Source organism: Leptotrichia rugosa (genome assembly GCF_041200005.1).
In the GTDB taxonomy this organism is placed as follows: Bacteria; Fusobacteriota; Fusobacteriia; order Fusobacteriales; family Leptotrichiaceae; genus Leptotrichia; species Leptotrichia rugosa.
The window spans coordinates 307,738-329,715 of record NZ_CP165644.1; the positions used below are offsets into that span (position 1 = coordinate 307,738).

A 21,978-nucleotide genomic window follows, 5' to 3' on the forward strand; every position below is an offset into this window, starting at 1 on the left:
GAATATGAAAATTACTCTAATAAATGGAAGTCCAAAAGCAATTAAAAGTAATTCTGAAATATTAGGAAATTATCTTTCGTCTTTACTTAAAGAAAATGAAATAAAAAAATATTATTCAATTTCTTTTAAGCTAAATGATAAAATGAAAAATGAAATCTACAATAGCGATGTTTTAATATTTCTTTTTCCTTTATATGTTGATGGAATTCCATCCAATTTACTAAAATTACTTGTAGAATTTGAGAAGGAAAAAGTTATAAAGTCTGGAAGTAAAATTTATTGTGCGGTTAATAATGGATTTTATGAAGGAAAACAAAATCATTTGGCAATTTTGCAGATGAAGAACTGGTGCGAGAAAGTTCAGGCAAAATGGGGGCAAGGAGTTGGTGTGGGTGCAGGAGAATTGTTGCCATATTTGAAAAAATGTAAATTTGGAAAAGGACCTCTGAAAAATTTAGGTAAAGCATTAGAAAAATTTTCTGATAATATTTTAACTTTAAAAAGCGATGAGAATATTTATATAAATCAAAATTGGCTAAGAATTTTGTATTTTGTACAAGGATCGATTTCGTGGGTTTTAAAAGCGAGAAAAAATAATTTGAGGGTAAAAGATTTGTTTAGAAAAAGTAATAAATTATAAAAAAAAACTATCTCATAAGATAATTTTATGAAATAGTTTCTTTTTAAATTATATAAAATATTTTAGGCTATTAGGCATTTGTAACAATATCAATCAATTCTTCAATCGTTTTTTCTCCAACAGAAGCTTTTTCTCCATTGATATAAACAACTGGCACACCTTGAATATTTTTTTGAGTAACTTCTTCAGTGAAAACTCCTCCGTCAATCAATGAAGTTGTGATATTTTCATTTGCCATAGAAATTATATTTAATGCTTGAATAACTTCAGGACATTTTGTACAAGAAAGAGAAACATAAGTTTCGATATTTAAAGGTTTTGTAACAGATTCTACTTTAATTAATTGTTCTCCTCCCAATTTTTTACCCATCCCAGCAAGTCCAAGTATCGCCAAAACGAAGCTGTTAAATTCGTGTCCTCCAGGAATTCCGTTAAAGTTAATTCCAGATTTTTTTCCATCTTTTAATAAAGTAAATGAAATTGGTCTTGTGATATTGTGCATTTTTTCAAAATCAGCGTCACTTCCAAAAGTTTTTTTTGTGTAATTAACTTTGTCTGAAATAGCATCAACTTCTGTTAGAAAACTATCTAATTCTTTTGATTTTTCGCTGTCGTCCAAAAAAGACACCATTTCGATATTTCCATTTATATTATTAAAATATCCTTTTAATTGTTCTACAATATTTTTATCTAATAAAGCCATTTTTACTCCTTTTAAATTAATTTAATTTTTATTATTATTTTATTTTTTTTATTTATTCAAAATAAGGGAGAAAAACTCCCTTAAATCATTTTATATTTTTAAATTGTGGATAATTTTTTTATGAATTAAATTTTACCTACTAAATCTAATCCAGGTTTTAATGTTTTTTCTCCTTCTTTCCATTTAGCTGGGCAAACTAATCCAGGATTGTCGTGTACAAATTTTGCAGCTTTTGCTCTTCTTACTAATTCTGAAGCATCTCTTCCGATTCCACCGTCGTTTACTTCGTAAGCAACGATTTTTCCTTCAGGGTTTACAATGAAAGTTCCTCTGAAAGCCATTCCTGATTCTTCTTCCAAAACATCAAAGATTTTAACTAATTCTTTTTTTGGATCTCCTAGCATTGTGAAAGTTACTTTGCTAATTGCTTCTGAATGATCGTGCCAAGCTTTGTGAGTGAAGTGAGTATCAGTACTTACTGAATAAACTTCAAATCCCAAATCATTTAATTCTTTGTGGTGATCTTCCAAATCTTCTAATTCTGTTGGGCAAACAAATGTGAAATCTGCTGGATAGAACATAAAAATGCTCCATTTTCCCAAAATATCTTTTTCAAAGTTTACTTCTCTGAAAGTTTCGTTTTGATAACCTTGAACTGTAAAATTATCAACTTTTTTTCCAATTAATGACATATTTATTCCTCCTAAGTTTTAATTTTTAAATTTATAGTTAAATAAATCAAATTAACAATTTTATTTTAGAGAAATTAATTTACATTAAGCCGAAAGATAAAAATCGGTTAATAAAAAGTAGAGAAATTTTTTGATAATTGATTTTATTATTTAACTATAAATGATTATTGTTTTTAAATTGAAATAATTACAAATATTTCTTGGTTACATTATACATTTAATTTATAAATTTGTCAAATATTTTTTTTAAAAATTTAAATATTATTTTAAATTATTATTTTTTCAATATTTTTTAAAAATTTAAAAATAAATCTTGTTTTAATTTTAAATTAATGGTATAATAAATTAAAATTAAAAAGGAGTTAAAATAAATATGCTGAATTTTTTCAAAAAGAATATTTTTTTAGTTATTATATTTATTTTTTTTAGTATAATTTTTATTTTCTCAAGATTTACTTACAATGTGACAAACAGCCTTACAAAGGGAATTTATTTTAAAAAATTTTTTCCAAAATATAAAAAAAATAATTTGGTTTTGTTTGAACTTGACAAAAAGTATTTGAAATATTTGGAAAATTTTCCGAATAAAAATAAAATGAAAAAAATTTATTTGATTAAAAGAATTGTAGGAGTTTGTGGGGATAAAATAGAAAATAGAAATGGCGGGATTTTTATCAATGGGGAAAAAAAGGGGGAAATTTTTAAGATAAAAGGATTGAATGAAAATAAAAACGAAAATAAAAATATAAAAAAAGAAGAAAGTTATGTTTTAAGAAAAGATGAATTTTTTGTTATGGGAGATACACCGACTTCGTTTGATTCAAGATATTTTGGAATTCTTAAAAAAAAGAATTTTAAATTTGAGATGAAACTTTTGATTGATGAAAAAAAATTGGAAAAAATAATAAAATATTTTTAAAATTAAAATAAAAAAATTTAATAAAAAATTTTAAAGTTTTGAAAGGAAAAAGGGGAAAACTAGAAAAATGGAAGAAAATTATAAAATTTGTTTTAAAAATATTGAAAAACTTTGGAATGTGAGTATTTATTTTAATGATGTAAAAAATATTTTGAATTGTAAAATAAAAGAAGATTCATTTGGAAAAGAAAATTTAGTTTTTAATCCTAAAATTATTTATGGGACGAATGATTTTGAAAAACAAAATGAAATTAATGAATTTTTTTTGGAGAAAATTTCAAAAATTCAAAAGAGAAAAAAAATTATTTTTGAGATGACAATAAAAGATAGAGATTGTTTTTTAAAAAATAAAAAAGATAATAGAAATGTGGACTATAAATTGGGTGTTTTAGATTTTTTTAATTATTTTGGGTATGAAAATTTGAATTTGGAAGTTGTCGATGAAAAGTTGGATGAATATTATTTGGAAATTTCAGAAAAAATTTTTGAAAAATTATTTTTGATTTATAAAAAAAGATATGAAGAATTTGAATATTTTGAAGAAATTGATGAAGAAACTGATAAAGAAATAAGAGAAAATTTTGAGAAAAAAGAAAATTTTAAAAATAAAATAAAAAAAAATAAAATTATCGAAATTTATATTTTTATGAAAATTTTTAATTTTATAAAAGAAAATTTTGAATATGAAAAAATTTATTTTGAAAATGGGAAAAAAGTTTTAAAAAGAGAAAAATTTTTGGCAGAAATCTCGATTTTAAAAAATTTGAAATTAAATTTTGATTTTGAAAAAAATAAAAAAGAAAAAAATTTTTATGAATTGGCAAAAAGATTTTATAAAGCTAGAATATTTTTTGATGTGAGAAAAAAATTAATTTTGATTCCTGAAAATTTATTTAAAAATCAAAAAGATATTTTTTATGAAAAAAATTTTTCGCAAGAGAAAATATTTAAAGAATTGTTATTTCAAAATTTTGAAAAAATTATAAAAAAAAATTTGATTATAGAAAATGGAATTAAATTTTATTTTGTAAATTTTGAATTTTATAATATAAATACAAAAAAAATTAATTTTTTTGAAATTGCAAAAAGTGTTGTCTTTAAAAATTTGATTGATGAACTTAAAGAATTTGTTGTGGGAGTTTCTTGTGAAGATGGAACGGTTAAAAAAAAGAGTGTAAAATTTAATGATTTTGAGCTGATAAAAAAAATAACGGATTTTCAAAAAGCACAAATTGAAATTGAGTTTGAAAAAATTTTAGAAAAAAAGAAAAAAATTTTTAAATAAAGAAAAATTTAAAGAAAAAGAAAAAATAAAAATAAAAAAAGATAAAAAGATTATGTGAAGAAAAAAATTTGAACTTGAGAAAAGAAATAAAAGTTTTTCTTTTAATTTTAAAATAAAAAATTTGAAAAAAAATAAAAATTTGAAGAATCGAAAAGTTGTGGGAATTTTTTTGAATGATATTTATAGCATTATTGAAGAATATAAAAATAAAAATTTAAAAAATAAAAAATTTTATTTTGACAGAGAATTTATTTTTATCAAAGTTTATTTTTTACTTTTGAAAAAATTCAATTTTGTTGTTCCATTTTCACAAAAGTTTGGAAATAAAAATTTTGAGAGATTTGTGACAGTCGTTTTTTTTGATGAAATTAGTTGTGTGAATTTATTTTTGGATGGGGTAATTTTTAGAGTTTCAGATTTTGATATTCTGCAAGATGAATATAAATTTTTTATGGAGAAAAATTTTAAAAGAAAAATAATTTTTTTGAATAGTGAAAAAAAAAAAAAAGAAGAAAAAGAAGTTTTATATAAAGAATATTTGGAATATAAATATAAAAAAAATTTTAAAATTAATAAAAAGAATCCGTTTGAGTTGAGCGAAAAAAATTTAGATGAATTTTCTAATTTTTTTAAATATCATAGAATTTTAGAAGAAAATATAAAATATATTTTTTTGAATATAAATTCAAAAAATGAAATTTTTGTGCAAAGTTTATTTTTTAAAAATTATTTTGAGTTTTTAAAATTGATGAATGGATTTGAAAAAATTATTTTTTATGGCGAAAAAAAATCTTTTGGAAAAAAAGTTGAAATAAAAAATTTTAGAGTAAAAAATTCTAAATTTGATATTTATTTAGATGGACAATATTTTAAAACTGAAAATTTTTATTTGGAAAATGAAGAAAATGGTTCGCTTACGAAAAAAATTAAAAATATTTTTTAGAAAAGGGTGGGAATTATGTTTTTAAACTTTATTACATTAATTTTTTTAGTTGTTATTTTATTTTTAATAAAAAAATTAGGATTTGGAAATTATGGGAAAAAATTTGTTGTGGAAAATTATTTGGGAGTTGTGTTAGATGGAGAAAATAGAATATTTATAAAAATAAAAAAGAAAAATTTTTATTTTTTTGAAAGAGAAAAAAATTATGAGATAAAATATATTCGTGGAAAAAATAATTTTGAAGAAATAAAAGAATATTTTGATGTGACATTAAAAAATCAAGATTTTATAATAAAAGAAATAAATTCAAATAAATTTTTCGATTTTCAAAAAAAGGCAATCGTTCTTTTGAGAAATCCGATTTCAGTTTTAAATAAAATTCCACTTAATTTTTTACCAGAAACGGAATTAAAAAGTTTGATTTATGAAATGGCAGAATTTGAAATAGTTGAAATTGAGCGAAAAGATTTTAAAACATTTTTTGAAAAATTATTATATTTAAAGTTTAAAAAATTAGGAGAAAGTAAAGAAAATAACGAAAATAAATAAAATATAAAAAAATAAAAAATAAAAAAAGGAAAAAAGCAATGAATAAAAAAATTGTTGATTTTGTCTTGTCGCTGGAAGATGAAATTATTATAAAAGGAGTAAAACTTCCTAAAAAATATATTTTTATAGGAATTTTAGCGTTAATTATTTATTTTACAATTTTATTAATTAATTTAAATTTTTCAAAAACTCTAATTTTTGGAGAAAAAAGAAATCCTGAATATAAAAATATTATTTTGAAAAATCAGGAAAAAGATTTTGAAAAAATGAAATCGTTTGTGGAAGAACCTGAAGAAAAAGAGAGTTCTTATGAAGAAAATATTCAAAAATTTGCAAATACTTCAAATGAAGAAATAAAAAAAATATTTAGAGAACAAAATTTAAATATTTCTGATGCGGAAATTGATAATTTTAGAAAAGAATTTTTGAAAAATATTTCAAAAAAACAAGTTCAAATTGAAAAAAAGATTGAAAAATTGAAAAATTTAGAAATGAATACATCAAAAATTATTCATGAAAAAGCGAAAGAAATAAATAGATATAGATTAATAGATGAATTAAGAAATTAAGAAATAAAAAAAATAAAATTTTAAAATAAAAAAATAAAAGAAAGGAGAAATAATTGTTTTGTACTATAAATTTTTTTAGATTTATAAAAATAATTTTGAAAATTTTTTTGCATAAAAAAATTAAAGTTGAAATTTTAAATGAATATAGTTTAGGAAAAATTGGTTTGGGTTTAATTAAGAATAAAATTTCATTTGGTACGACAGATTTTTTTTCGATTTTAAATAATGGCGAAGTTGAACTTTCTAGAATAATTATGTCCATTATGATTTTTTTGCTTGTTATAAATATTTTGTGGAAAATTTTAAAAAATGGATTTAGTGGTTCAATTGAAGAAATTGTAAAAAATATTTTGGTTGAAGTTAGTTTAAAATCTCCATATTTTATATTTGTTGCAATGTATCCAGCAATTATGAAAGAAATTATTGTGCCAGTTTTTTTATTTAAATTGCCGACTTATATTTACAGTGACTTTATAAAAGCAAGTAATATTATTATGAAAAATGGAAAATATTTGACTTATGCTGATTTAGCCGCTCACATTTTCAGAAAAGGAATTCCTTTAATTGTGGCAAGTTTTGGAAATGGGATTTTAGCTCAACCTGATGCAATTGGAGGACTATTTGGATTTTTTGGGACAATTTGGAAAACGATTTTACAGTGGTTTACAAGTCCTGAAGAAGTTGCCCAAAATTCGCTAAATACACTTGGAATGTTATTTTCTATTTCAAGAATGATTGTGCAAACTGTATTTTTCCGTCCGCTTACAGTTGGCATGGGACTTATGACGATTTTGACACTTTTTAAAATAGTTTTAAATATGTTTTTTAGTACACTTTCATTTATAATTTCAACTTCAGTTGGACTATTTTATATGATTTTTGCAATGCATGAAATTACAAGAGATAAAGCACTTAATACTTTGGAAATAATAATAAGTGGATTTTTGCAATATCTTGTAAATTTTGCAATCATAATTTTACTTTCGATGGCAATTCAAAATTTGGGAGAAGCTGTGATAAAAAATGGAGTTATTATTACGCCTTTTAATTTAGTAAATATGGTAAAAATATTTTTATGTATAAGTTTTTTACAAAATATTATTTATGGTGTGGCACAAAGTTTAGCGGAAAGTTTTTAAAAGGGGAAATTATGAAAATAAAAAAATTTTTTGGAAAAAGATTTATTTTAGCATTAATATTTTTAATGAATTCAACATTATTCGCAAATTTTGAATCTGATACTTTTAGTAAAATATTTAAAGAATATACATTAAGAGGAAATGATATAATTTCAAATTTTATAGATTCGATTTATTTTGGTGGAATTATTTTGTATCGTGGAATTTCATTTAAAATAAGTCAAATTTTTGGATATATTTTACTTTTTTTCATGATTATAAATATTTTGCAAATAATTTTAAAAAATGTTGGACAAATTGATATTTATGGAATATTTAAAATGATAATTCCAACTTTTGTAATAAATCTTTTTATTTCTTTTATGCTTGTTACACCATTTCATTATTCATTAAAATTTGGTTTTGGAAAAAATCAATTTTATAAAAATAAAATATTTTCTGGAACTTTTTTGACATATTTTGTCGAAAGTATTTTTTCGATGTTTTATAAATTTGGAATTTTATTTTTTGGAGATACAAGTTTTTTGAATACAACGCCTGGAAAAATTTCAAAAATATTTTTGACAAAGCCATTTGAAATTTTAAAAGATATTTTACAAAAAATGACTTTATCTGGAATTTTTGAAATGATTATAAAAATAATGATATTAATTTTTTGTATGTGGATAATAAGCAGAATTTTATCAAAATTTGTGGGAAATATTTTTACAGCTTTAATACTCTCTTCAGTATCAACAATATATATAATTTTTTTAACTTTGGATTCGACAAAAAAAATTGGATTTGAAGGAATAAAATTAATTATAAAACAAGCAGTTACATTATTTATTTCAGTTGCAATAATGGGAATTATTTATCAAATCTTAAATACAATATCAATTTCGAGCAGTATTGATGGAATTGCAGCTTTTTCAGTCATTATTTTAGTTTTACAAAAAATTATGTGGAATATAAGTAATGTTGTAAATTCAATTTTGGACGGAGCAGGAATCGGAAAAGAGAAAGAAAGCAAAAAAGAAAAAGAAGAAAATTTGAAATTTAATGAAAAAGATAAAAAAAACGAAAAAAATAAAGATTTAGAAATAAAAGTAAAAAATAAAAATAATTTATCTAAAAAAATTAGAGAAAAAATGATAAGAAGGGAACAAAATAAAGATTTAAAAATAAAAGTAAAGAATAAAAATAGTTTATCTAAAGAAATTAGAGAAAAAGTGATAAGAAGAGAAAAAATAAAGATTTAAAAATAAAAGTAAAGAATAAAAATAATTTATTTGAAAAAAGATCAGAGAAAAAGTAATAAGAAGGGAAAAAATAAAAAATGAAAATAAAAAAGACGACATTGTTAATTTTAACTATTGGAATTTTTTTTGCAGTTATAAATACTTTTGGAGAAATTCAAAGTCTTGAAAGAAATAATTTTCAAAATCAAAATTTTGATGAAGAAGCTATTTTTAATTTTGGTGCAATTTTGTCGACTGCTGCAACTGGAATTTCAGCATATAACATCGGAATGGCGGTTAATGCAATAAACTCTTCAAATTTAAATTATGAGAATGATATTGGCACAAAGCCGATTATGTGGGATAAAATAGAGTTAAAATATTGGGAAATTATTGCTGTAGCAGCATTTATGGCAAATGAAACGAGAGAAATTAAAAATATAAGCAATGGAAATAATGGTTATATAAAAAATTTAAATTATGAAAAATCTCCAATTGGAAAAATGGAAGATACGAAAGATATGCGAAGTAAAATAATTATAAATTTATTTAAAGTAGTTGGAAATATTACTGACAATGTTGGACGGACACTTTCAAATATTTTGGCAACTTTTCTTTTGCTTATGGGAACTACTGAAATTTTAATTGGAATTCTTAAAGGTGTTTTAGAAATTGAAGATATAAATTCAATTATAATAATTCAAATTTTAAAAAATATGGTTCCTAAAATTGCAGTTATTGGTATTATTTTTTTATTTCTGGCAAACAGTTTTTTTTGGAATTTTTATACAGGAGCATTATTTAATTTTTCAATGAAAATTGGTGGAATATTATCAGGACAAAATTTTAACATGAAAAATTTGCCAAATTATTTAACAAAATTATTTGATGTTCCATTTTCAATTATGGTGCAAGGAATAAAAATGATGTTTAATATTCAAGGGGTTGTCAATAATATAATGCCGTTAATTTTGTTATTTTCTGGAATTTTATTTTTATATTTTATTTTTAAGGTAGCCGTTGAAATAATGTCAATTTTAATTGATTATTTAGTAATTGGCTGTTTTTCGATGTGTATCATTATATTTTCAGTTTTGCAGATTACAAAAAATATTGGAACTGGGGTAATCGGAGCGGTAATTTATGCGATGACGAATGTCATTGTAATGTTTTTATTAGCTGGAATCAGTTTTTCGCTGACTGATAAAATTGAAAAAAGTGGAATCAGCAGCATATCAAAATTATTAGAGTTGATTTTGACTCTTTATATCGCAGTTTTGCTTTTAACAAAAATAAGAGAAATTGGAAAATCAATTTATTCTGGAAAAGTATTTGGATTGAAGGGGACAGAAATTTTTGGAGAATCTAAAATGCCATTTAATAAAATAAAAAAATTTATAATTTAAAAAATTTTTAAAAATAAAAAATAACTCAAAATGAAATTATTAGAGTTATTTTTTTATATAGTTATTCATTTAAATATCTTGGAAATTGACTAATTATTTTCATATTTTCAATGTCAACTTTATTTTTTTTTGTTTCACAAAGAAAATTCAATTTAATAAAATTATCCGAAATATTTTTAAAGTTTTCATCTAAAATTTTTTGATTTTTTAAATTTATAGAATTTATATTTTTTTGTCTTTCTTTAAGCCAAATTTTTAAATTCAAAAAATTGTTTTTCAAATTAAAAATATAAAAAGAGTATTCATATTCAAAAATCTTTTTTTCTTTTTTATATATTTTTAAATTTTCAAAATTTTCATTCTCTAAAATATTTAATTCAAAAAAATTATAAAATTTTATTTTATTTATTGAATCAATGGAATATTTTAAAGATAATTTTAAAATATTTTTCTTTTTAAATAAATTATCAAAATCGCTAAATTTATTAATTAAGTTATTTTTTAAATTGTTTTTAACCTCTTTTTTTAAATCTTTTTCAAAATTATGTTCAAAAATTTGTTTAAAGTTTTCAAATTCTAAAAAATTAAATTTTTTCTCAAAATTTTTTATTTCAGAAATTTTATTTTGTAAAAACATTTTATTTATATTTTGAAAAATAAAATTTTCATTCAAATATTTTTTTGTTTCAAAATTGTAATTTAAGTTTAAGTCGTTAAAATCATGAAATAATAATAATTCGTTATCAAAAAAATTATCTTTTAAATATTTAAACATTTTGTCTATTGTTTTATTTTTATTTTTATCTTTATATAACATCTACAATCCTTTTTATTATAACGATTTTTGATAAAAAATATCCTTGATTAAGTGGAACGATGACAACTTTTTTATTTTTACTGGAAGCATGAATTAAATTTCCGCTTCCTAAATAGATTCCCACATGTGAAACTGTATTTGGACGATTTTTATCTGTTTCAAAAAAAATCAAATCGCCTTTTCTTATCTTGTCTAGCGTAATAGTTTTTCCAACTTTTGCTTGATTTTGTGAAACTCTTGGAAGTTTAATTCCTATCGATAAATAAACATTTTTTACAAAAGCCGAACAGTCAATTCCATTTCTTGTGGTCCCACCCCATAAATACGGCGTTCCCAAATAAGTATTCGATTCTTTTACTATTTTGTTGAGCAAATTGTTTAATAAAGTTTTTTTATTTTTTTGATTGTTAATCAATTTTATATCTGTATTTAAATTCGTTTCAAGAGATTTTATACCAACATCTCCAATTTCAGAAATTTCTTTTTCAGATTGAGAATTTTTTAAATTTAAATTATCAATCTTATCTTTTTCCATCATAAATCGCAAGCCGTTTGTAAAAGATAAAACGGTTGTTATAAAAAAAACAAAAATTATTTTTTTCATTGTTCTCCCCCTTTTTTTATTTATTTTAATATTATTTTTAAAAAAAGTCAAGATAAAATTTATATGTTTTTAAAATATTTAATTTTTAATTAATTTATTCTTGACAAAAAAAGATTATAAAGTTATAATTAAAAAAAGATTAATAATCAGGAGAAAAATATGAAAAGTAAAAAAGTATTTATAATTATAATATTTATAATATTAATATTTCCAGTTTTTGCAGGCGAAATAGATAAAACTGCTTCGGAAGTGACGCAAGATGTAAATGGAATATTGTTTGGATTTATTGAATTTTTGCAATGGACAATAACTGGAGTTATGTTAATTGTCGCAATTTTAGGAATCATTCCAGAAATTTTTTCTTCTGGAAAGCCACCAGATTTGGCAGCTGTTTTTATGAAATTTATTCAGGCGGCATTTATTATTGGATTGACTTGGGCGATTGGAGATTTTATTTTTTTGATTTTTGGAGCAAATATTAATTTTAATTTGGTTTTATAATTAAAGAAAATCTACAATAAAAAAAGAGGAGAAAAAAGGGAGAAAAAAATAAATGGAAGAGATAAAAGTTTTTTTCAAAGAAATTGAAAAAGAAAATAAAAAGACTAAAATGGAAGTTTTGGAAAAAAATCCTGACAATATTGGACTTGAAGATTTGAGTTATATTACAACTTATGATTCAATTTTTTCAAAATTGCCATATAGATATAAACAAATTATTAAAGTTAGAGAAGACAGCGAAGTTATATTTTCACAATTTGGAAAAGAGATTATGACGCTTTTAAAAGATAAAAACATCAATGAAATTAATTTAAATCAAGATGGATTTATAAGAGTGGATATGTTTGGAAAGGGGAAATTTAAGACGGATATAATTTTAGAAGCAGATCGTGCAGAAAACATGATAAAGTTAATTGCCGATTATAATCATGCCATAATTTCTGAAGAAGAGCCAATTTTATCGACAAATCTTCCAACTGGTGAAAGAATTGAGTGTCTAATGGGTGATATTGTAAAAGGTCAGCCTGTTTTTTCACTGCGAAAAAGACCGTCTAGAATTTTTCCGCTGACTGATTATGTAAATACTGGAAAACTTTTGGAAGAATATAGAAAAAAACTTGTGGAAGAAATACATAATGGAGCAAATATTTTAATTGCTGGAGGAGTTGGAACTGGAAAAACTACTCTTGCAAATGCTTGTATCAATGAATTAAGAGGGACAAAAAAGCGAATAATTATAATTGAAGATACGCCTGAAATTATATGCGACTGTGACAATAAAGTGGAACTTACAACTTCAAAATATGTGAAACTTGCTGATTTATTGAAAACTTCAATGCGGCTTAATGGAGATACTGTTATTGTTGGGGAATCAAGAACTGGAGAAGAAGTTGATATTTTGCTAAAAATTTGGAATTCTGGTGCGAAAGGAGGATTTAACACAATTCATGCTGATGACAGTCAATCTGCATTAAAAAAGATGGAGCAGTATATGCTCTCGATAACTTCTGTTCCACAAATTGAAGAAATAATACAAGCTGTAAATATTGTGATTACTGTAAAGAAAAAAATGGATAGCAGTAATTATATAAGTGAAATAATGAGAGTAAAAGGCTATGACTATAAAAATAAAAAGTATATTTTGGAAGATTTAATTAATTGAATTTTTTAAGTAAAGGGGAAAATTGTGAATATAAAAGAAATAAAAAAAATTAGTAAGAAATATGAATTTGGAAATTTAAATAATTCCAAAGGTATGAAGACATCTGTTGAAATGATGTATCATTCAACTGTAAAAATTCAAAAATATTTGAAAATATTACATTTTATAATAATTTGTTTAACTTTGACAAATTTTGCAACACTTTTAGGATTAATTTATAGAAGTGTAAAAAATCCTTATATTCCTTATGTTATAAGAGTTGATAAAGAAAATTCCGTCAATGGGCAAATCTTGAATACTAAAAATTCTGATAATCAAAATGTTGATGAAAAATTAGTTGAATATTTTTTGGTTGATTTTGTGAAAAAAATAAGAACTGTTTACAGGGATAGCGAATTTTATAAAGGACAGACAAAAGAAAAAATGGCATTTGTAAATAATTTGGCAAAAGCAAAAATTGAAGATTTTATTGCTAATAAAACTAACACAAATGAAGTTTTGAGAATGCAAAAATCAATTTCAGTTGAAATTGAGAGTTTTGTTAAAATAGACAAGGACAAATATCAAGTCAATTTTAAGGAAACGACTTATTCGCAAAATGGGACACCTGAAAAAGAAACTAAGTATACAATGGTAGCTTTTTTGGATAAAGTTGCAGTTAATTCAAATGCGATGGTCAGATTAAATCCATTGGGACTTATAATAAAAGATGTGGAATTTGGAAATGTGAGTCAAAATATTTTGCAAAATCCAATTCCGATTCAACAAAATAATGGGAACTCTTTAAAATTTAACCAAAATCCTAGAACTCAAAATATAGAAATAGAACCGATGGAAAATCAAAATTCGCAGTAGGAGAAAATTTTGGAAAATATAATAAAAAATTTGCTAAATTTAATAAATAGTTGTGAAACGAAAAAATCTGAAAAATATTCTTTTGGCTTTTTATATAAATATGAAATTATTGATGAAAAACATATTCTTTTGGTTGGAATAAAAGATGGAATTGAAAATGGGAAATTACAAAAATTTGTAAGTTTTGAAAAATTTTGCAGTAAAAATTATGTTCATAAAATTACTTTTGAAGAAAATTGGGAACTTCTAAAATATATTTTGTGGGAAAAATTTGAAATTGAATTATTTGAGATTTTGAATTTTGAAAAAGAAAAAATAAAAAATTGGGATTTTGATTATTATGAAAATGAAGATTTTAATATTATTTTTAAAGAGTTGATTTTTGAAATGAGAAAAAATTTCAAGTTAAAAAAAATTGCAAAAAAAACTTTTGAAAAAATTGAAATTTATGAATTTGAAATTGATAAAATTTTTGAAGAAATGAATGGAAATAAAACTTTAAATCTTGTTTTTGATGATTCGTTGTATAAAAATTATGAATTTTCTCAAAACTGTGAATTTCTTTGGGAAAACATAACGAATTTTAGAATTTTAAATTTTAAAATAAATTTTGAAAAAAATTTTTATTTTTTGAATATAAAATTTCAAATTGAAAGTTTTTACGAAGAAAAAAATATTTTGAATTATTATGATATTGAAATTCCTGATTTTTTATCTTTTCCAATTGAAGAAAAAAATGAAAAACTTTTGAAAAATAATTTACTTTTGATTTTTTATTTGGATAGCGATATTCTATACAGCATGATTTTGGATAAACTTTTGAAAAATAAAAAAAATATTATTTCAAAATCAACCGTTCAAAATGGAATTGAAATTGGAATTGGAAGTGAAAATTTGAAAAAAGAAATTATTTTTAAATTAGTTAAAAAATTTAGTGGAAAATTTTTTGTTGGAAGCGAAAATATTTTTTTGAAAAAAGATGTAAAAAAAATTTTTTATGAATTTTTGAAAAGAAATAATTTTAAATATGAAAAAAATTTATTTATTAAATTTTTGATTATGAATACAGGAATAAATATTTATGATTTTCATAACATAGATTCTTTTTTTGAAATAGTTGAAAAAATATCTTTAGAATGTGCGAAAGGGGGATAAAAAAAGATGAAAAAAAATAAAATTAATTTAAAAGTTATAATTAGTTTTGTAACATATTTTTTCTTAAATATTTTAGCATATATTTTATTTTTTAATTTTATATTAAAAAAAGTTTTTTTTCATATTTATAAAATTTTGTCTCAAAAAACGAATCTAAAATTTTTTGGAACTTTTGCACTTGCTGGGAAAAAAATAAATTATCATGGGAAAATAATTTATGTTTCTCAAAGTTCATTTTTTTAAAAGCAAAAGCCTTTGCAATTTTTTATCTCATAATTTTTAATTTAGTAATTTTAATTTTTTACTTTATTTTAAAAAAGAAAAAAAGAAAAAATGATTCACATGGTTCAGCAAAATGGGGTGGTATTGAAGAAATTGACTTTAAACCAGGAAAAGATAAATATTTTGGTGTGAGCTTAAAATCTGATAAAGGTGTGGTTTTGGGAAGATTTAATGGAATAAATTTGCGAGATAATAATAAAACTCATATTTGTGTTACAGCGCCAACTCGAACAGGAAAAGGAGTTTCTATTATAATTCCGACACTTATTGATTCTTGGAATGAAAGTGTTGTCGTACTTGATATTAAAGGGGAAAATTATCAGCTGACTTCGGGCGCTAGAAAAGAAAAATTTGATAATTTAATTTTAAGATTTGCTCCAAAATCAAAAAATTCGTGTGGATATAATCCGCTTGGAGAAGTCAGATTTTTGACTGAATACGAAATGGAAGATGTGAGACTTATTGTCGATATAATTATGCAAGATGACAGCGGCGGAGGAAAAGATCCTTATTGGAATAATTCGGCGGCAGATTTGTTAATTGGAATAATTTTTTATGTGATGTATAAAAAATTTTTGCAAAATCCAAAATTTCTTTTTGAAAATGGCGAAAAAAAGCCAGTATCTAGTGCAAGTATGGCAGATGTGGTCGATTTTATAACAGATCCAAATTACACGGCACCAATAAAAGAAATAATTTTACAAAAGGCGCAGGAAGAAGATATGATAGAAAAATTTGGAAAAGATGAAGAAATTAAAGAATATGTCAGAAATAAATTATTTCAAATGTATCCGAATGATGCTGAAATAATTAGAGGAGGAAGACATCCAAAAGCAGCAAGATACCTTATGGAAAAAGGAAATTTGCCAGAGCAGACTTTAGGTTCTGTAATTGGCTCAGCAAAAGTTAAACTTTCGATTTTTGAAATTCCAGTTGTAAAAGAGAATACAGATCACAGCGATTTTAGAATTTTTGACTTAATGAATTACAAAAAGCCAGTATCACTTTATTTAGTTGTACCACCTGCTGATATAACTTCGCTTTCGCCACTAATAAAAATACTTTTGCTGCAAATGGTAAATATTCTTACTCCAGAAATAGATTATATCAATAAAAAAGGACATAAATGGAGAATGCTTTTGCTTTTAGATGAATTTCCAGCAATTGGAAAGTTGGAAATTTTGGAAAAGGGAATTGGGTATGTAGCTGGTTATGGGATGAAAATGATGTTAATTCTCCAGTCGCTGGATCAGTTATTTAAAATTTATGGAAAGGAAAATGGTTTTTTGTCAAATTGCCAGACACAAGTTTTTTATACTTCAAATGATGAAACTACTTCAAATTATGTTTCAAAACTTTTGGGTAAAGAAACGGTGGAGCAGTTTACTCAGTCAAATAAGACAATTGGAACGATTATAAAATCTGAAAGTCAGCAATTTCTGGGAAAAGATTTACTTACGCCAGATGAAGTTAGACGATTTCCCAGTGATAAAATAATAGTTAAACTTGCGGGAAGAAATCCAATAAAAAGTGATAAGATTGTCTATTTTGAGGAAAAAGAGTACAGTGATTTGACAAAGATTCCATATATTTACACAGAAAGTTGTTATGATAAAGAAAAACAATATATAAAACTTTCTGAAGAACAGCAAAAAAAATATAAAGATTATTCGTATAACTACATTCCTTACAAAGTTGCGTTGAAAAATATGAAAAAAATATAAAAAAAATTTATAATGAAATAAAAATATTGGAACAAAATATTGAAAAACTTGATAAGAAAGAGTTGGAAGAATATAAGAGAAGTAGAGAAAATTATATAAAAAATAGCAAAGGAATAAAAAAATATATTGAAATTTATAACAAAATTCAAAAAGAAGATTTTTTAAAAAAAGAAAATAAAAAAGATAAAAAAGAAAGAAAACTATCTTTTTCAAAAAGTAATATTAAAATTAATGATAAAGAAGAAATATATGAAGTTGATGATTTGATAAATAATATTAATTTTAAAAATATATTTAAAAATAATTCTAGAAACTAAAATAAATTAAAATACTTTTACGAAGGGGGAAAATTTTATGAAGAAAATATTTTTATTTTTAATTTTTTCAAGTTTTGTTTTTTGCAATCAAAATGAAAAACCAAAAATAGAAATTATTGATAATTCGATTGATAATTCAAATGATGAAAATAAAATTTATGATAATAGTGATTTTTTAAAAATTCAGTTGCAAAAATATAAAAATGTGAGAGAATTTTATTATTTTTCGAGATGGCACAAATATTTAAAAGAAGTTGAGGAAGAAAATTATAGAAAAAAAGAATATGAAAATGCGATGGCTCAATACGAAAATGATTTGAAAAACTATAATGAAAAAGTGAAAAGTAGTGAATTTAGCGAAGTTCCAGAAGGAGAAGCAGTGAATATTGAAAAAATAAATCAAAATTTAGAAGATGAATAATTTGTATTTTAAAATATAAAGTATTTTTTTAAAAAAATTTTTGAAAGGGGAAAAATGAAAGATAAAAATAAAAAAAGAAATTTTTTTGTTTCTGAAAATTTTAATGACAAATTTAAATTGACTGCAACTAATGACAGCGTGAATTTTTATATTCCGTATAGAAGAATGATTGATAAAAATACACTTTTACTGAAAAATGGAGGATTTGCCAGAATTTTTGAAATTATTAATAAAGATTTGGACTATGTTGATGATATTGATAAAATTTTAGAAAATTTGAATGAAACATTGAAGGAAGTCGATAGCGGAGTTATTTTTCATTATGAAACGCAAAAAATCCCAATAAAAAGAGAAGAAGAAAAAATAAGTGATTTTTCTCCAATTCCTACGATTATTGGTCATAAAATGCGAAGTGAGCTTTTTAAAAAGAAAAAATTTTATAAAATTCGTCATTATTTGACAATTTCATATTTGTATGATTACACAAAAGAAAAAAATATTGATGAATTTTTGTTTAACGAAGGAATTTTTAAGAAAAAAGATTATTTGAAACAATTTGATAGTTTGATTAAAGAATTTAACAGAAAATTGGAAGATATTTTATTTAGGCTTGAGTATGCAGTTTTAGACATTAAAGTTTTGGAAAATAGTGAATTGTTAAATTTTTTATACAGAACGATAAATCCAAATTTGCCATTAGTTAATTTGAAAGTTCCACCGTTAAGTTTTCCAATTGATGAATGGTTAAGCTGTTCACAGATGAAAATTGAAAATGGTGCAATTAAAGCAAACGATTCGTATACAAAAGTTGTGAGCATAAAATTATTTCCAAGTGAAGTTGTACCGCAAATATTTTCAGAACTTGAAAAATTAAAATTTCCATTTAGAAGTGTGACCAGATTGATAGGACTTTCCAAAGAAGAGGCGATTTCTTCAATAAGAAATATTGAAAAATATCAGTTTGGAAAAAGATACAATATGATTCAAATTGTTTTGAATGCGTTTAATAATACTCGTGGGAATATTGACAACGGGAATGAGAATAGAATTAAAAAAACTTATGAAGCGAAATATGCAAGAGAGGAGCTCGAAGCGGACAAGGTTTCTTATGGATATTACACTTTTACTGTGATAATTTCAGACAAGAATTTGAAAAAATTAAACGAAAAAGTTAATTTAGTCATTAGAATTATAAATCGCCATGGTTTTACTTGCTTAGATGATAAATTAAATGTAAAAGATGCTTATTTTGGGGCAATGCCGTCCAATATAAAGCAAAATATGAGAAAGAGTCCAATGAATTCTAAGTCGCTAGGATATATGCTTCCAATTTCTTCAGTTTTTGAAGGGAATGACTGGGATGAGCGTATAAATGCGCCAAATTTGTTTGACACGATAACGAATGACAGAATTTTTCATTTTAATAACAAAGTTGATAAAGATGTTGGACATACGCTTGTGTTGGGACCTACGGGAAAAGGAAAATCTGTTTTGCTAGGAACGATGGTTTTAAATTTTTTGAAATATGAAAGTAAAGTTTTTAGCGATAAAAATGGTAAAAATTATGAGAAAAGTCCTGCACAAGTTTTTGTCTTTGATAAAGGAGCGTCATCAAAAGTTTTGACAATGGCTTCAGGTGGCAGATTTTATGATTTAGGAAGTGAAAACCATATGGCGTTTCAGCCACTCAGAAATATTCATAAGTTAAAAAATATGGAATTTGCGATGGATTGGGTGATGGGACTTATTGCACAGGAAGATGAAAATTTAGCAAAAGATGTAGTGAATCGGAAAAAAATATATGATGCATTGATTTCACTATCTAAAATGGAAGTCAAAATGCGTACAATTAGCACACTTGTAAAACTTGTGCAAATTCAAAAATTAAAGGAAGCATTAAGGGTTTATTCACAAGAGGGAATTTATGGGAGTTATTTTGATAATAACAGTGATGTGATGGAAGATACAAATTTTTTAACTTTTGAAATGGGAGCAATTATGGAAAAACCTAAAGTGCTTTTGCCAATTTTAGAATATTTGTTTTTTAAAATCGAAAGTGAAAAATTGGGAAAAGATATTCCAACTTTGATTATTCTTGATGAATGCTGGGTATTTTTGCGTCACGAAAGAATGAAGGCAAAAATTGAAGAATGGCTAAAAGTTTTAAGAAAAGCAAATGCTGAAGTTGTTTTTGCGACACAGTCATTAAATGATATAGAAAAATCAAGTATAGCTGCTACAATAAAAGATGCATGCATGACAAAAATATTTTTGCCAAATGAAAATGCGCTAAGTACGCACAAAAAACTTTATGAAGGTTACAATCTTTCACAGATTGCAATTTCCACGTTAGATAAAGCATTTGGACAAAGGCAGTATCTTTATAATTCCAAATATGGAACAAGACTTTTTGAGCTGAATTTGTCAAAACTTGAATTGGCATATGTCGGAGCTGGAGATGATACATCAAAGTCAGTGATAGAAAATTTGTCAAATATTTATTTGGAAAAATATTCAAAAATAGACGAGAAAGATAAATATTTAAAAAATTTAAATAAAGATTATTTAAAATATAAATATGAAGAAAATAAAATAAGTTTTGAAGATTTACAAATTGCAAATAAAATATTAGAAAAATAAAAGTTTAAAGGGGGAAAAAATGAGAAAAAATTTTACAACAGTAATAGTTTTATTAATATTTTTATCAACAAATTTAATTTATGCAGCAAATCAGCAACTTTTGGGAATGTCGGTGAATACAAATACCAATATGGCGACAAATACGGTATTTAACAGAGTTTTAGGTGGAATAATGGGTTTTCTTCCTTGGATTCAGTGGATTGTTACGGCAGGAGGATTACTTATGTTTGCAATTTCAGTTTTTAATTTATATAGAGGACAGCAATTAGATTTGGCAGAATTATTCAAAAATTTAGTAATTTATGGAATTATTATAGGTGGAACCTGGTTTGGTCCCAAACTTATTTCTGATATGTCAGGCGCAAGTGATTCTTCCCAAGCTCAATCTATAAATATATCTCAGATATATATTAAATAAAAAAATAAAGACTTTCTTTATTTGAGTTAAACTTTTTATCTTGATTTTTTGTATTCAAGATTTTTGGTTAAGTTCATCTTTAAGAGAGTCTTTTTAAATTTTTGTTCCAATTTGATTAATAGTTTTTATCATATTTTTTATTATTCCCATCAAAAGAAAAATTGCAATGATATATACAAATTTTCCACCAATTGAATAAATAAATTTTAAATATCCAACACATATTCCAACCAAAATAAATGTTAAATAATATTGAATTGAAGTTGAAATAAGAATTTTTGGGATCATAAGTCCATAATTTTCTCTTAGCGGTTTAAATACTAAAAATATAAATGAGATTCCTGAAAAGATATAAATTAAATGGACAGTTAAAATAAGTTGCAGAATATCACTAAAAAATATAATAATAACAAAATACATAAAAATCTTTAATAATATTAATATTATTGTAGTGCCTAAATTACTTTTTAAAATCCATTCTAAAAATATAGTCCAAGTATCTTTTAAGATATAAATTCGTCTTGGAATTTCTTCCAGAGTTTTCCAGAGAATATCTAAATTTAATAAAGTTCCATTTTCAATAAATAAATTTTTTCCTTCAATTTGAAAATTAAAAATATATTTTGGAATTTTTTTAAAGATTACAGGTTCAATAATATTTTCCAAAATATTAAGTCCGCTTATCCAGTTTATTAAAATAAAAAATATAAATCCAAAAAAAATTAATTCATTTGTGAGTTTTGATATTACTTTGGACGGATTATCTTCAATTGAAATTAAAAAAATTTCGTAGAGAATATTTAAAACCATAAGAATAAAAACGATAAAAATAATATTTAAAATTACAGTTTTCATTGAGATTTTTCCAAATAAAATTACATTTTCAATATTTTTAGCAATTATGCTATTTCCATAATTTATAATCATAAATTTTTCCCCAAATTTTCCTTTTTTGTTTTTATTTTTTAAGTATAAAAAAATTTTTTATAATGCAAAATGTACCTAATATTTTAAAAA

Annotated in this window: 24 protein-coding genes; 19 read left to right on the plus strand and 5 right to left on the minus strand. The window is 23.2% G+C overall.

Annotated features, from left to right (window positions below; all coding sequences use genetic code 11):
* Positions 1 to 4: 4 nt before the first annotated feature.
* Entirely contained in the window at positions 5 to 640 is a 636-nt protein-coding gene (locus AB8B22_RS01505) for a hypothetical protein (protein ID WP_369711328.1), read from the plus strand.
* A gap of 70 nt (positions 641 to 710) precedes the next feature.
* Here AB8B22_RS01505 and AB8B22_RS01510 read toward each other — a convergent pair whose 3' ends face one another.
* Positions 711 to 1,343, minus strand: coding sequence for a thioredoxin family protein (locus tag AB8B22_RS01510; protein ID WP_369711330.1), 633 nt, complete (start codon positions 1,341 to 1,343; stop codon positions 711 to 713).
* Positions 1,344 to 1,468: 125 nt separating this feature from the next.
* Positions 1,469 to 2,035 carry an alkyl hydroperoxide reductase subunit C gene (gene ahpC, locus AB8B22_RS01515; RefSeq protein ID WP_094079272.1) on the minus strand — a complete coding sequence of 189 codons (567 nt, stop codon included), beginning with the start codon at positions 2,033 to 2,035 and terminating at the stop codon, positions 1,469 to 1,471.
* A gap of 373 nt (positions 2,036 to 2,408) precedes the next feature.
* Between ahpC and lepB the strand changes: the two genes are divergently transcribed.
* The 8 genes from lepB to AB8B22_RS01555 all read left to right on the plus strand — a co-directional run bounded on the left by lepB (position 2,409) and on the right by AB8B22_RS01555 (position 10,065).
* Positions 2,409 to 2,954, plus strand: a complete 546-nt coding sequence (gene lepB / locus AB8B22_RS01520) for a signal peptidase I (RefSeq protein WP_369711333.1) — start codon at positions 2,409 to 2,411, stop codon at positions 2,952 to 2,954.
* Positions 2,955 to 3,021: 67 nt separating this feature from the next.
* A complete protein-coding gene (locus AB8B22_RS01525; protein ID WP_369711335.1) occupies positions 3,022 to 4,239 on the plus strand; it encodes a hypothetical protein in 1,218 nt (405 codons plus the stop codon).
* 121 nt (positions 4,240 to 4,360) lie between these two features.
* Positions 4,361 to 5,182 carry a hypothetical protein gene (locus AB8B22_RS01530; RefSeq protein ID WP_369711337.1) on the plus strand — a complete coding sequence of 274 codons (822 nt, stop codon included), beginning with the start codon at positions 4,361 to 4,363 and terminating at the stop codon, positions 5,180 to 5,182.
* A 15-nt stretch (positions 5,183 to 5,197) separates the two neighbouring features.
* Positions 5,198 to 5,731 carry a hypothetical protein gene (locus tag AB8B22_RS01535; protein WP_094079268.1) on the plus strand — a complete coding sequence of 178 codons (534 nt, stop codon included), beginning with the start codon at positions 5,198 to 5,200 and terminating at the stop codon, positions 5,729 to 5,731.
* 38 nt (positions 5,732 to 5,769) lie between these two features.
* Positions 5,770 to 6,300 carry a hypothetical protein gene (locus AB8B22_RS01540; RefSeq protein ID WP_369711339.1) on the plus strand — a complete coding sequence of 177 codons (531 nt, stop codon included), beginning with the start codon at positions 5,770 to 5,772 and terminating at the stop codon, positions 6,298 to 6,300.
* A gap of 107 nt (positions 6,301 to 6,407) precedes the next feature.
* On the plus strand, positions 6,408 to 7,439 hold the full coding sequence (locus AB8B22_RS01545; RefSeq protein WP_369711341.1) for a hypothetical protein: 1,032 nt from the start codon (positions 6,408 to 6,410) through the stop codon (positions 7,437 to 7,439).
* A gap of 11 nt (positions 7,440 to 7,450) precedes the next feature.
* Positions 7,451 to 8,680, plus strand: a complete 1,230-nt coding sequence (locus AB8B22_RS01550) for a hypothetical protein (protein ID WP_369711343.1) — start codon at positions 7,451 to 7,453, stop codon at positions 8,678 to 8,680.
* 77 nt (positions 8,681 to 8,757) lie between these two features.
* Entirely contained in the window at positions 8,758 to 10,065 is a 1,308-nt protein-coding gene (locus AB8B22_RS01555) for a hypothetical protein (protein ID WP_369711344.1), read from the plus strand.
* Between the two features lie 61 nt (positions 10,066 to 10,126).
* Here AB8B22_RS01555 and AB8B22_RS01560 read toward each other — a convergent pair whose 3' ends face one another.
* Together AB8B22_RS01560 and AB8B22_RS01565 are read right to left on the minus strand one after the other, a co-directional pair.
* A complete protein-coding gene (locus tag AB8B22_RS01560) occupies positions 10,127 to 10,882 on the minus strand; it encodes a hypothetical protein (RefSeq protein ID WP_369711346.1) in 756 nt (251 codons plus the stop codon).
* Positions 10,872 to 11,486 (minus strand): C40 family peptidase, encoded by a 615-nt coding sequence (locus AB8B22_RS01565; protein WP_369711347.1) that lies wholly within the window; start codon positions 11,484 to 11,486, stop codon positions 10,872 to 10,874. Before AB8B22_RS01565 ends, AB8B22_RS01560 begins: the two co-directional genes overlap by 11 nt.
* Positions 11,487 to 11,645: 159 nt before the next feature.
* Here AB8B22_RS01565 and AB8B22_RS01570 point away from each other — a divergent pair, with 159 nt between their 5' ends.
* From AB8B22_RS01570 to AB8B22_RS01615, 10 genes are all read left to right on the plus strand, one after another.
* A complete protein-coding gene (locus AB8B22_RS01570) occupies positions 11,646 to 11,987 on the plus strand; it encodes a hypothetical protein (RefSeq protein WP_369711348.1) in 342 nt (113 codons plus the stop codon).
* A gap of 52 nt (positions 11,988 to 12,039) precedes the next feature.
* On the plus strand, positions 12,040 to 13,149 hold the full coding sequence (locus tag AB8B22_RS01575; RefSeq protein WP_369711350.1) for an ATPase, T2SS/T4P/T4SS family: 1,110 nt from the start codon (positions 12,040 to 12,042) through the stop codon (positions 13,147 to 13,149).
* A gap of 24 nt (positions 13,150 to 13,173) precedes the next feature.
* The gene (locus AB8B22_RS01580) at positions 13,174 to 14,004 is read left to right on the plus strand and encodes a VirB8/TrbF family protein (RefSeq protein ID WP_369711352.1); all 831 of its coding nucleotides are present in this window, start codon (positions 13,174 to 13,176) and stop codon (positions 14,002 to 14,004) included.
* A gap of 9 nt (positions 14,005 to 14,013) precedes the next feature.
* Positions 14,014 to 15,159, plus strand: coding sequence for a hypothetical protein (locus AB8B22_RS01585; protein WP_369711354.1), 1,146 nt, complete (start codon positions 14,014 to 14,016; stop codon positions 15,157 to 15,159).
* A 6-nt stretch (positions 15,160 to 15,165) separates the two neighbouring features.
* Positions 15,166 to 15,402: a hypothetical protein gene (locus tag AB8B22_RS01590; RefSeq protein ID WP_369711356.1), complete on the plus strand. Its 237-nt coding sequence runs from the start codon at positions 15,166 to 15,168 to the stop codon at positions 15,400 to 15,402.
* Positions 15,403 to 15,599: 197 nt separating this feature from the next.
* Entirely contained in the window at positions 15,600 to 17,165 is a 1,566-nt protein-coding gene (locus tag AB8B22_RS01595; RefSeq protein ID WP_369711358.1) for a type IV secretory system conjugative DNA transfer family protein, read from the plus strand.
* Between the two features lie 26 nt (positions 17,166 to 17,191).
* The gene (locus AB8B22_RS01600; RefSeq protein ID WP_369711360.1) at positions 17,192 to 17,482 is read left to right on the plus strand and encodes a hypothetical protein; all 291 of its coding nucleotides are present in this window, start codon (positions 17,192 to 17,194) and stop codon (positions 17,480 to 17,482) included.
* 37 nt (positions 17,483 to 17,519) lie between these two features.
* Positions 17,520 to 17,903: a hypothetical protein gene (locus AB8B22_RS01605; protein ID WP_369711362.1), complete on the plus strand. Its 384-nt coding sequence runs from the start codon at positions 17,520 to 17,522 to the stop codon at positions 17,901 to 17,903.
* 54 nt (positions 17,904 to 17,957) lie between these two features.
* Positions 17,958 to 20,543 (plus strand): transporter, encoded by a 2,586-nt coding sequence (locus tag AB8B22_RS01610; RefSeq protein ID WP_369711364.1) that lies wholly within the window; start codon positions 17,958 to 17,960, stop codon positions 20,541 to 20,543.
* Between the two features lie 19 nt (positions 20,544 to 20,562).
* A complete protein-coding gene (locus tag AB8B22_RS01615; protein WP_094079253.1) occupies positions 20,563 to 20,961 on the plus strand; it encodes a hypothetical protein in 399 nt (132 codons plus the stop codon).
* 93 nt (positions 20,962 to 21,054) lie between these two features.
* Here the strand turns inward: AB8B22_RS01615 and AB8B22_RS01620 are convergent, their stop codons facing one another.
* Positions 21,055 to 21,888 (minus strand): hypothetical protein, encoded by an 834-nt coding sequence (locus AB8B22_RS01620; RefSeq protein ID WP_369711366.1) that lies wholly within the window; start codon positions 21,886 to 21,888, stop codon positions 21,055 to 21,057.
* Positions 21,889 to 21,978 lie beyond the last annotated feature (90 nt).

Excerpts from the sequence above, each read along its gene's own strand:
- AB8B22_RS01590 (WP_369711356.1), top strand. The coding sequence starts at position 15,166 with ATGAAAAAAAATAAAATTAATTTAAAAGTTATAATTAGTTTTGTAACA.
- AB8B22_RS01535 (WP_094079268.1), top strand. The coding sequence starts at position 5,198 with ATGTTTTTAAACTTTATTACATTAATTTTTTTAGTTGTTATTTTATTT.
- AB8B22_RS01570 (WP_369711348.1), top strand. The coding sequence starts at position 11,646 with ATGAAAAGTAAAAAAGTATTTATAATTATAATATTTATAATATTAATA.
- AB8B22_RS01555 (WP_369711344.1), top strand. The coding sequence starts at position 8,758 with ATGAAAATAAAAAAGACGACATTGTTAATTTTAACTATTGGAATTTTT.
- AB8B22_RS01575 (WP_369711350.1), top strand. The coding sequence starts at position 12,040 with ATGGAAGAGATAAAAGTTTTTTTCAAAGAAATTGAAAAAGAAAATAAA.
- AB8B22_RS01525 (WP_369711335.1), top strand. The coding sequence starts at position 3,022 with ATGGAAGAAAATTATAAAATTTGTTTTAAAAATATTGAAAAACTTTGG.
- AB8B22_RS01605 (WP_369711362.1), top strand. The coding sequence starts at position 17,520 with ATGAAGAAAATATTTTTATTTTTAATTTTTTCAAGTTTTGTTTTTTGC.
- ahpC (WP_094079272.1), bottom strand. The coding sequence starts at position 2,035 with ATGTCATTAATTGGAAAAAAAGTTGATAATTTTACAGTTCAAGGTTAT.
- AB8B22_RS01550 (WP_369711343.1), top strand. The coding sequence starts at position 7,451 with ATGAAAATAAAAAAATTTTTTGGAAAAAGATTTATTTTAGCATTAATA.
- AB8B22_RS01540 (WP_369711339.1), top strand. The coding sequence starts at position 5,770 with ATGAATAAAAAAATTGTTGATTTTGTCTTGTCGCTGGAAGATGAAATT.
- AB8B22_RS01620 (WP_369711366.1), bottom strand. The coding sequence starts at position 21,888 with ATGATTATAAATTATGGAAATAGCATAATTGCTAAAAATATTGAAAAT.
- AB8B22_RS01510 (WP_369711330.1), bottom strand. The coding sequence starts at position 1,343 with ATGGCTTTATTAGATAAAAATATTGTAGAACAATTAAAAGGATATTTT.
- AB8B22_RS01560 (WP_369711346.1), bottom strand. The coding sequence starts at position 10,882 with ATGTTATATAAAGATAAAAATAAAAATAAAACAATAGACAAAATGTTT.
- lepB (WP_369711333.1), top strand. The coding sequence starts at position 2,409 with ATGCTGAATTTTTTCAAAAAGAATATTTTTTTAGTTATTATATTTATT.
- AB8B22_RS01615 (WP_094079253.1), top strand. The coding sequence starts at position 20,563 with ATGAGAAAAAATTTTACAACAGTAATAGTTTTATTAATATTTTTATCA.
- AB8B22_RS01565 (WP_369711347.1), bottom strand. The coding sequence starts at position 11,486 with ATGAAAAAAATAATTTTTGTTTTTTTTATAACAACCGTTTTATCTTTT.
- AB8B22_RS01505 (WP_369711328.1), top strand. The coding sequence starts at position 5 with ATGAAAATTACTCTAATAAATGGAAGTCCAAAAGCAATTAAAAGTAAT.
- AB8B22_RS01610 (WP_369711364.1), top strand. The coding sequence starts at position 17,958 with ATGAAAGATAAAAATAAAAAAAGAAATTTTTTTGTTTCTGAAAATTTT.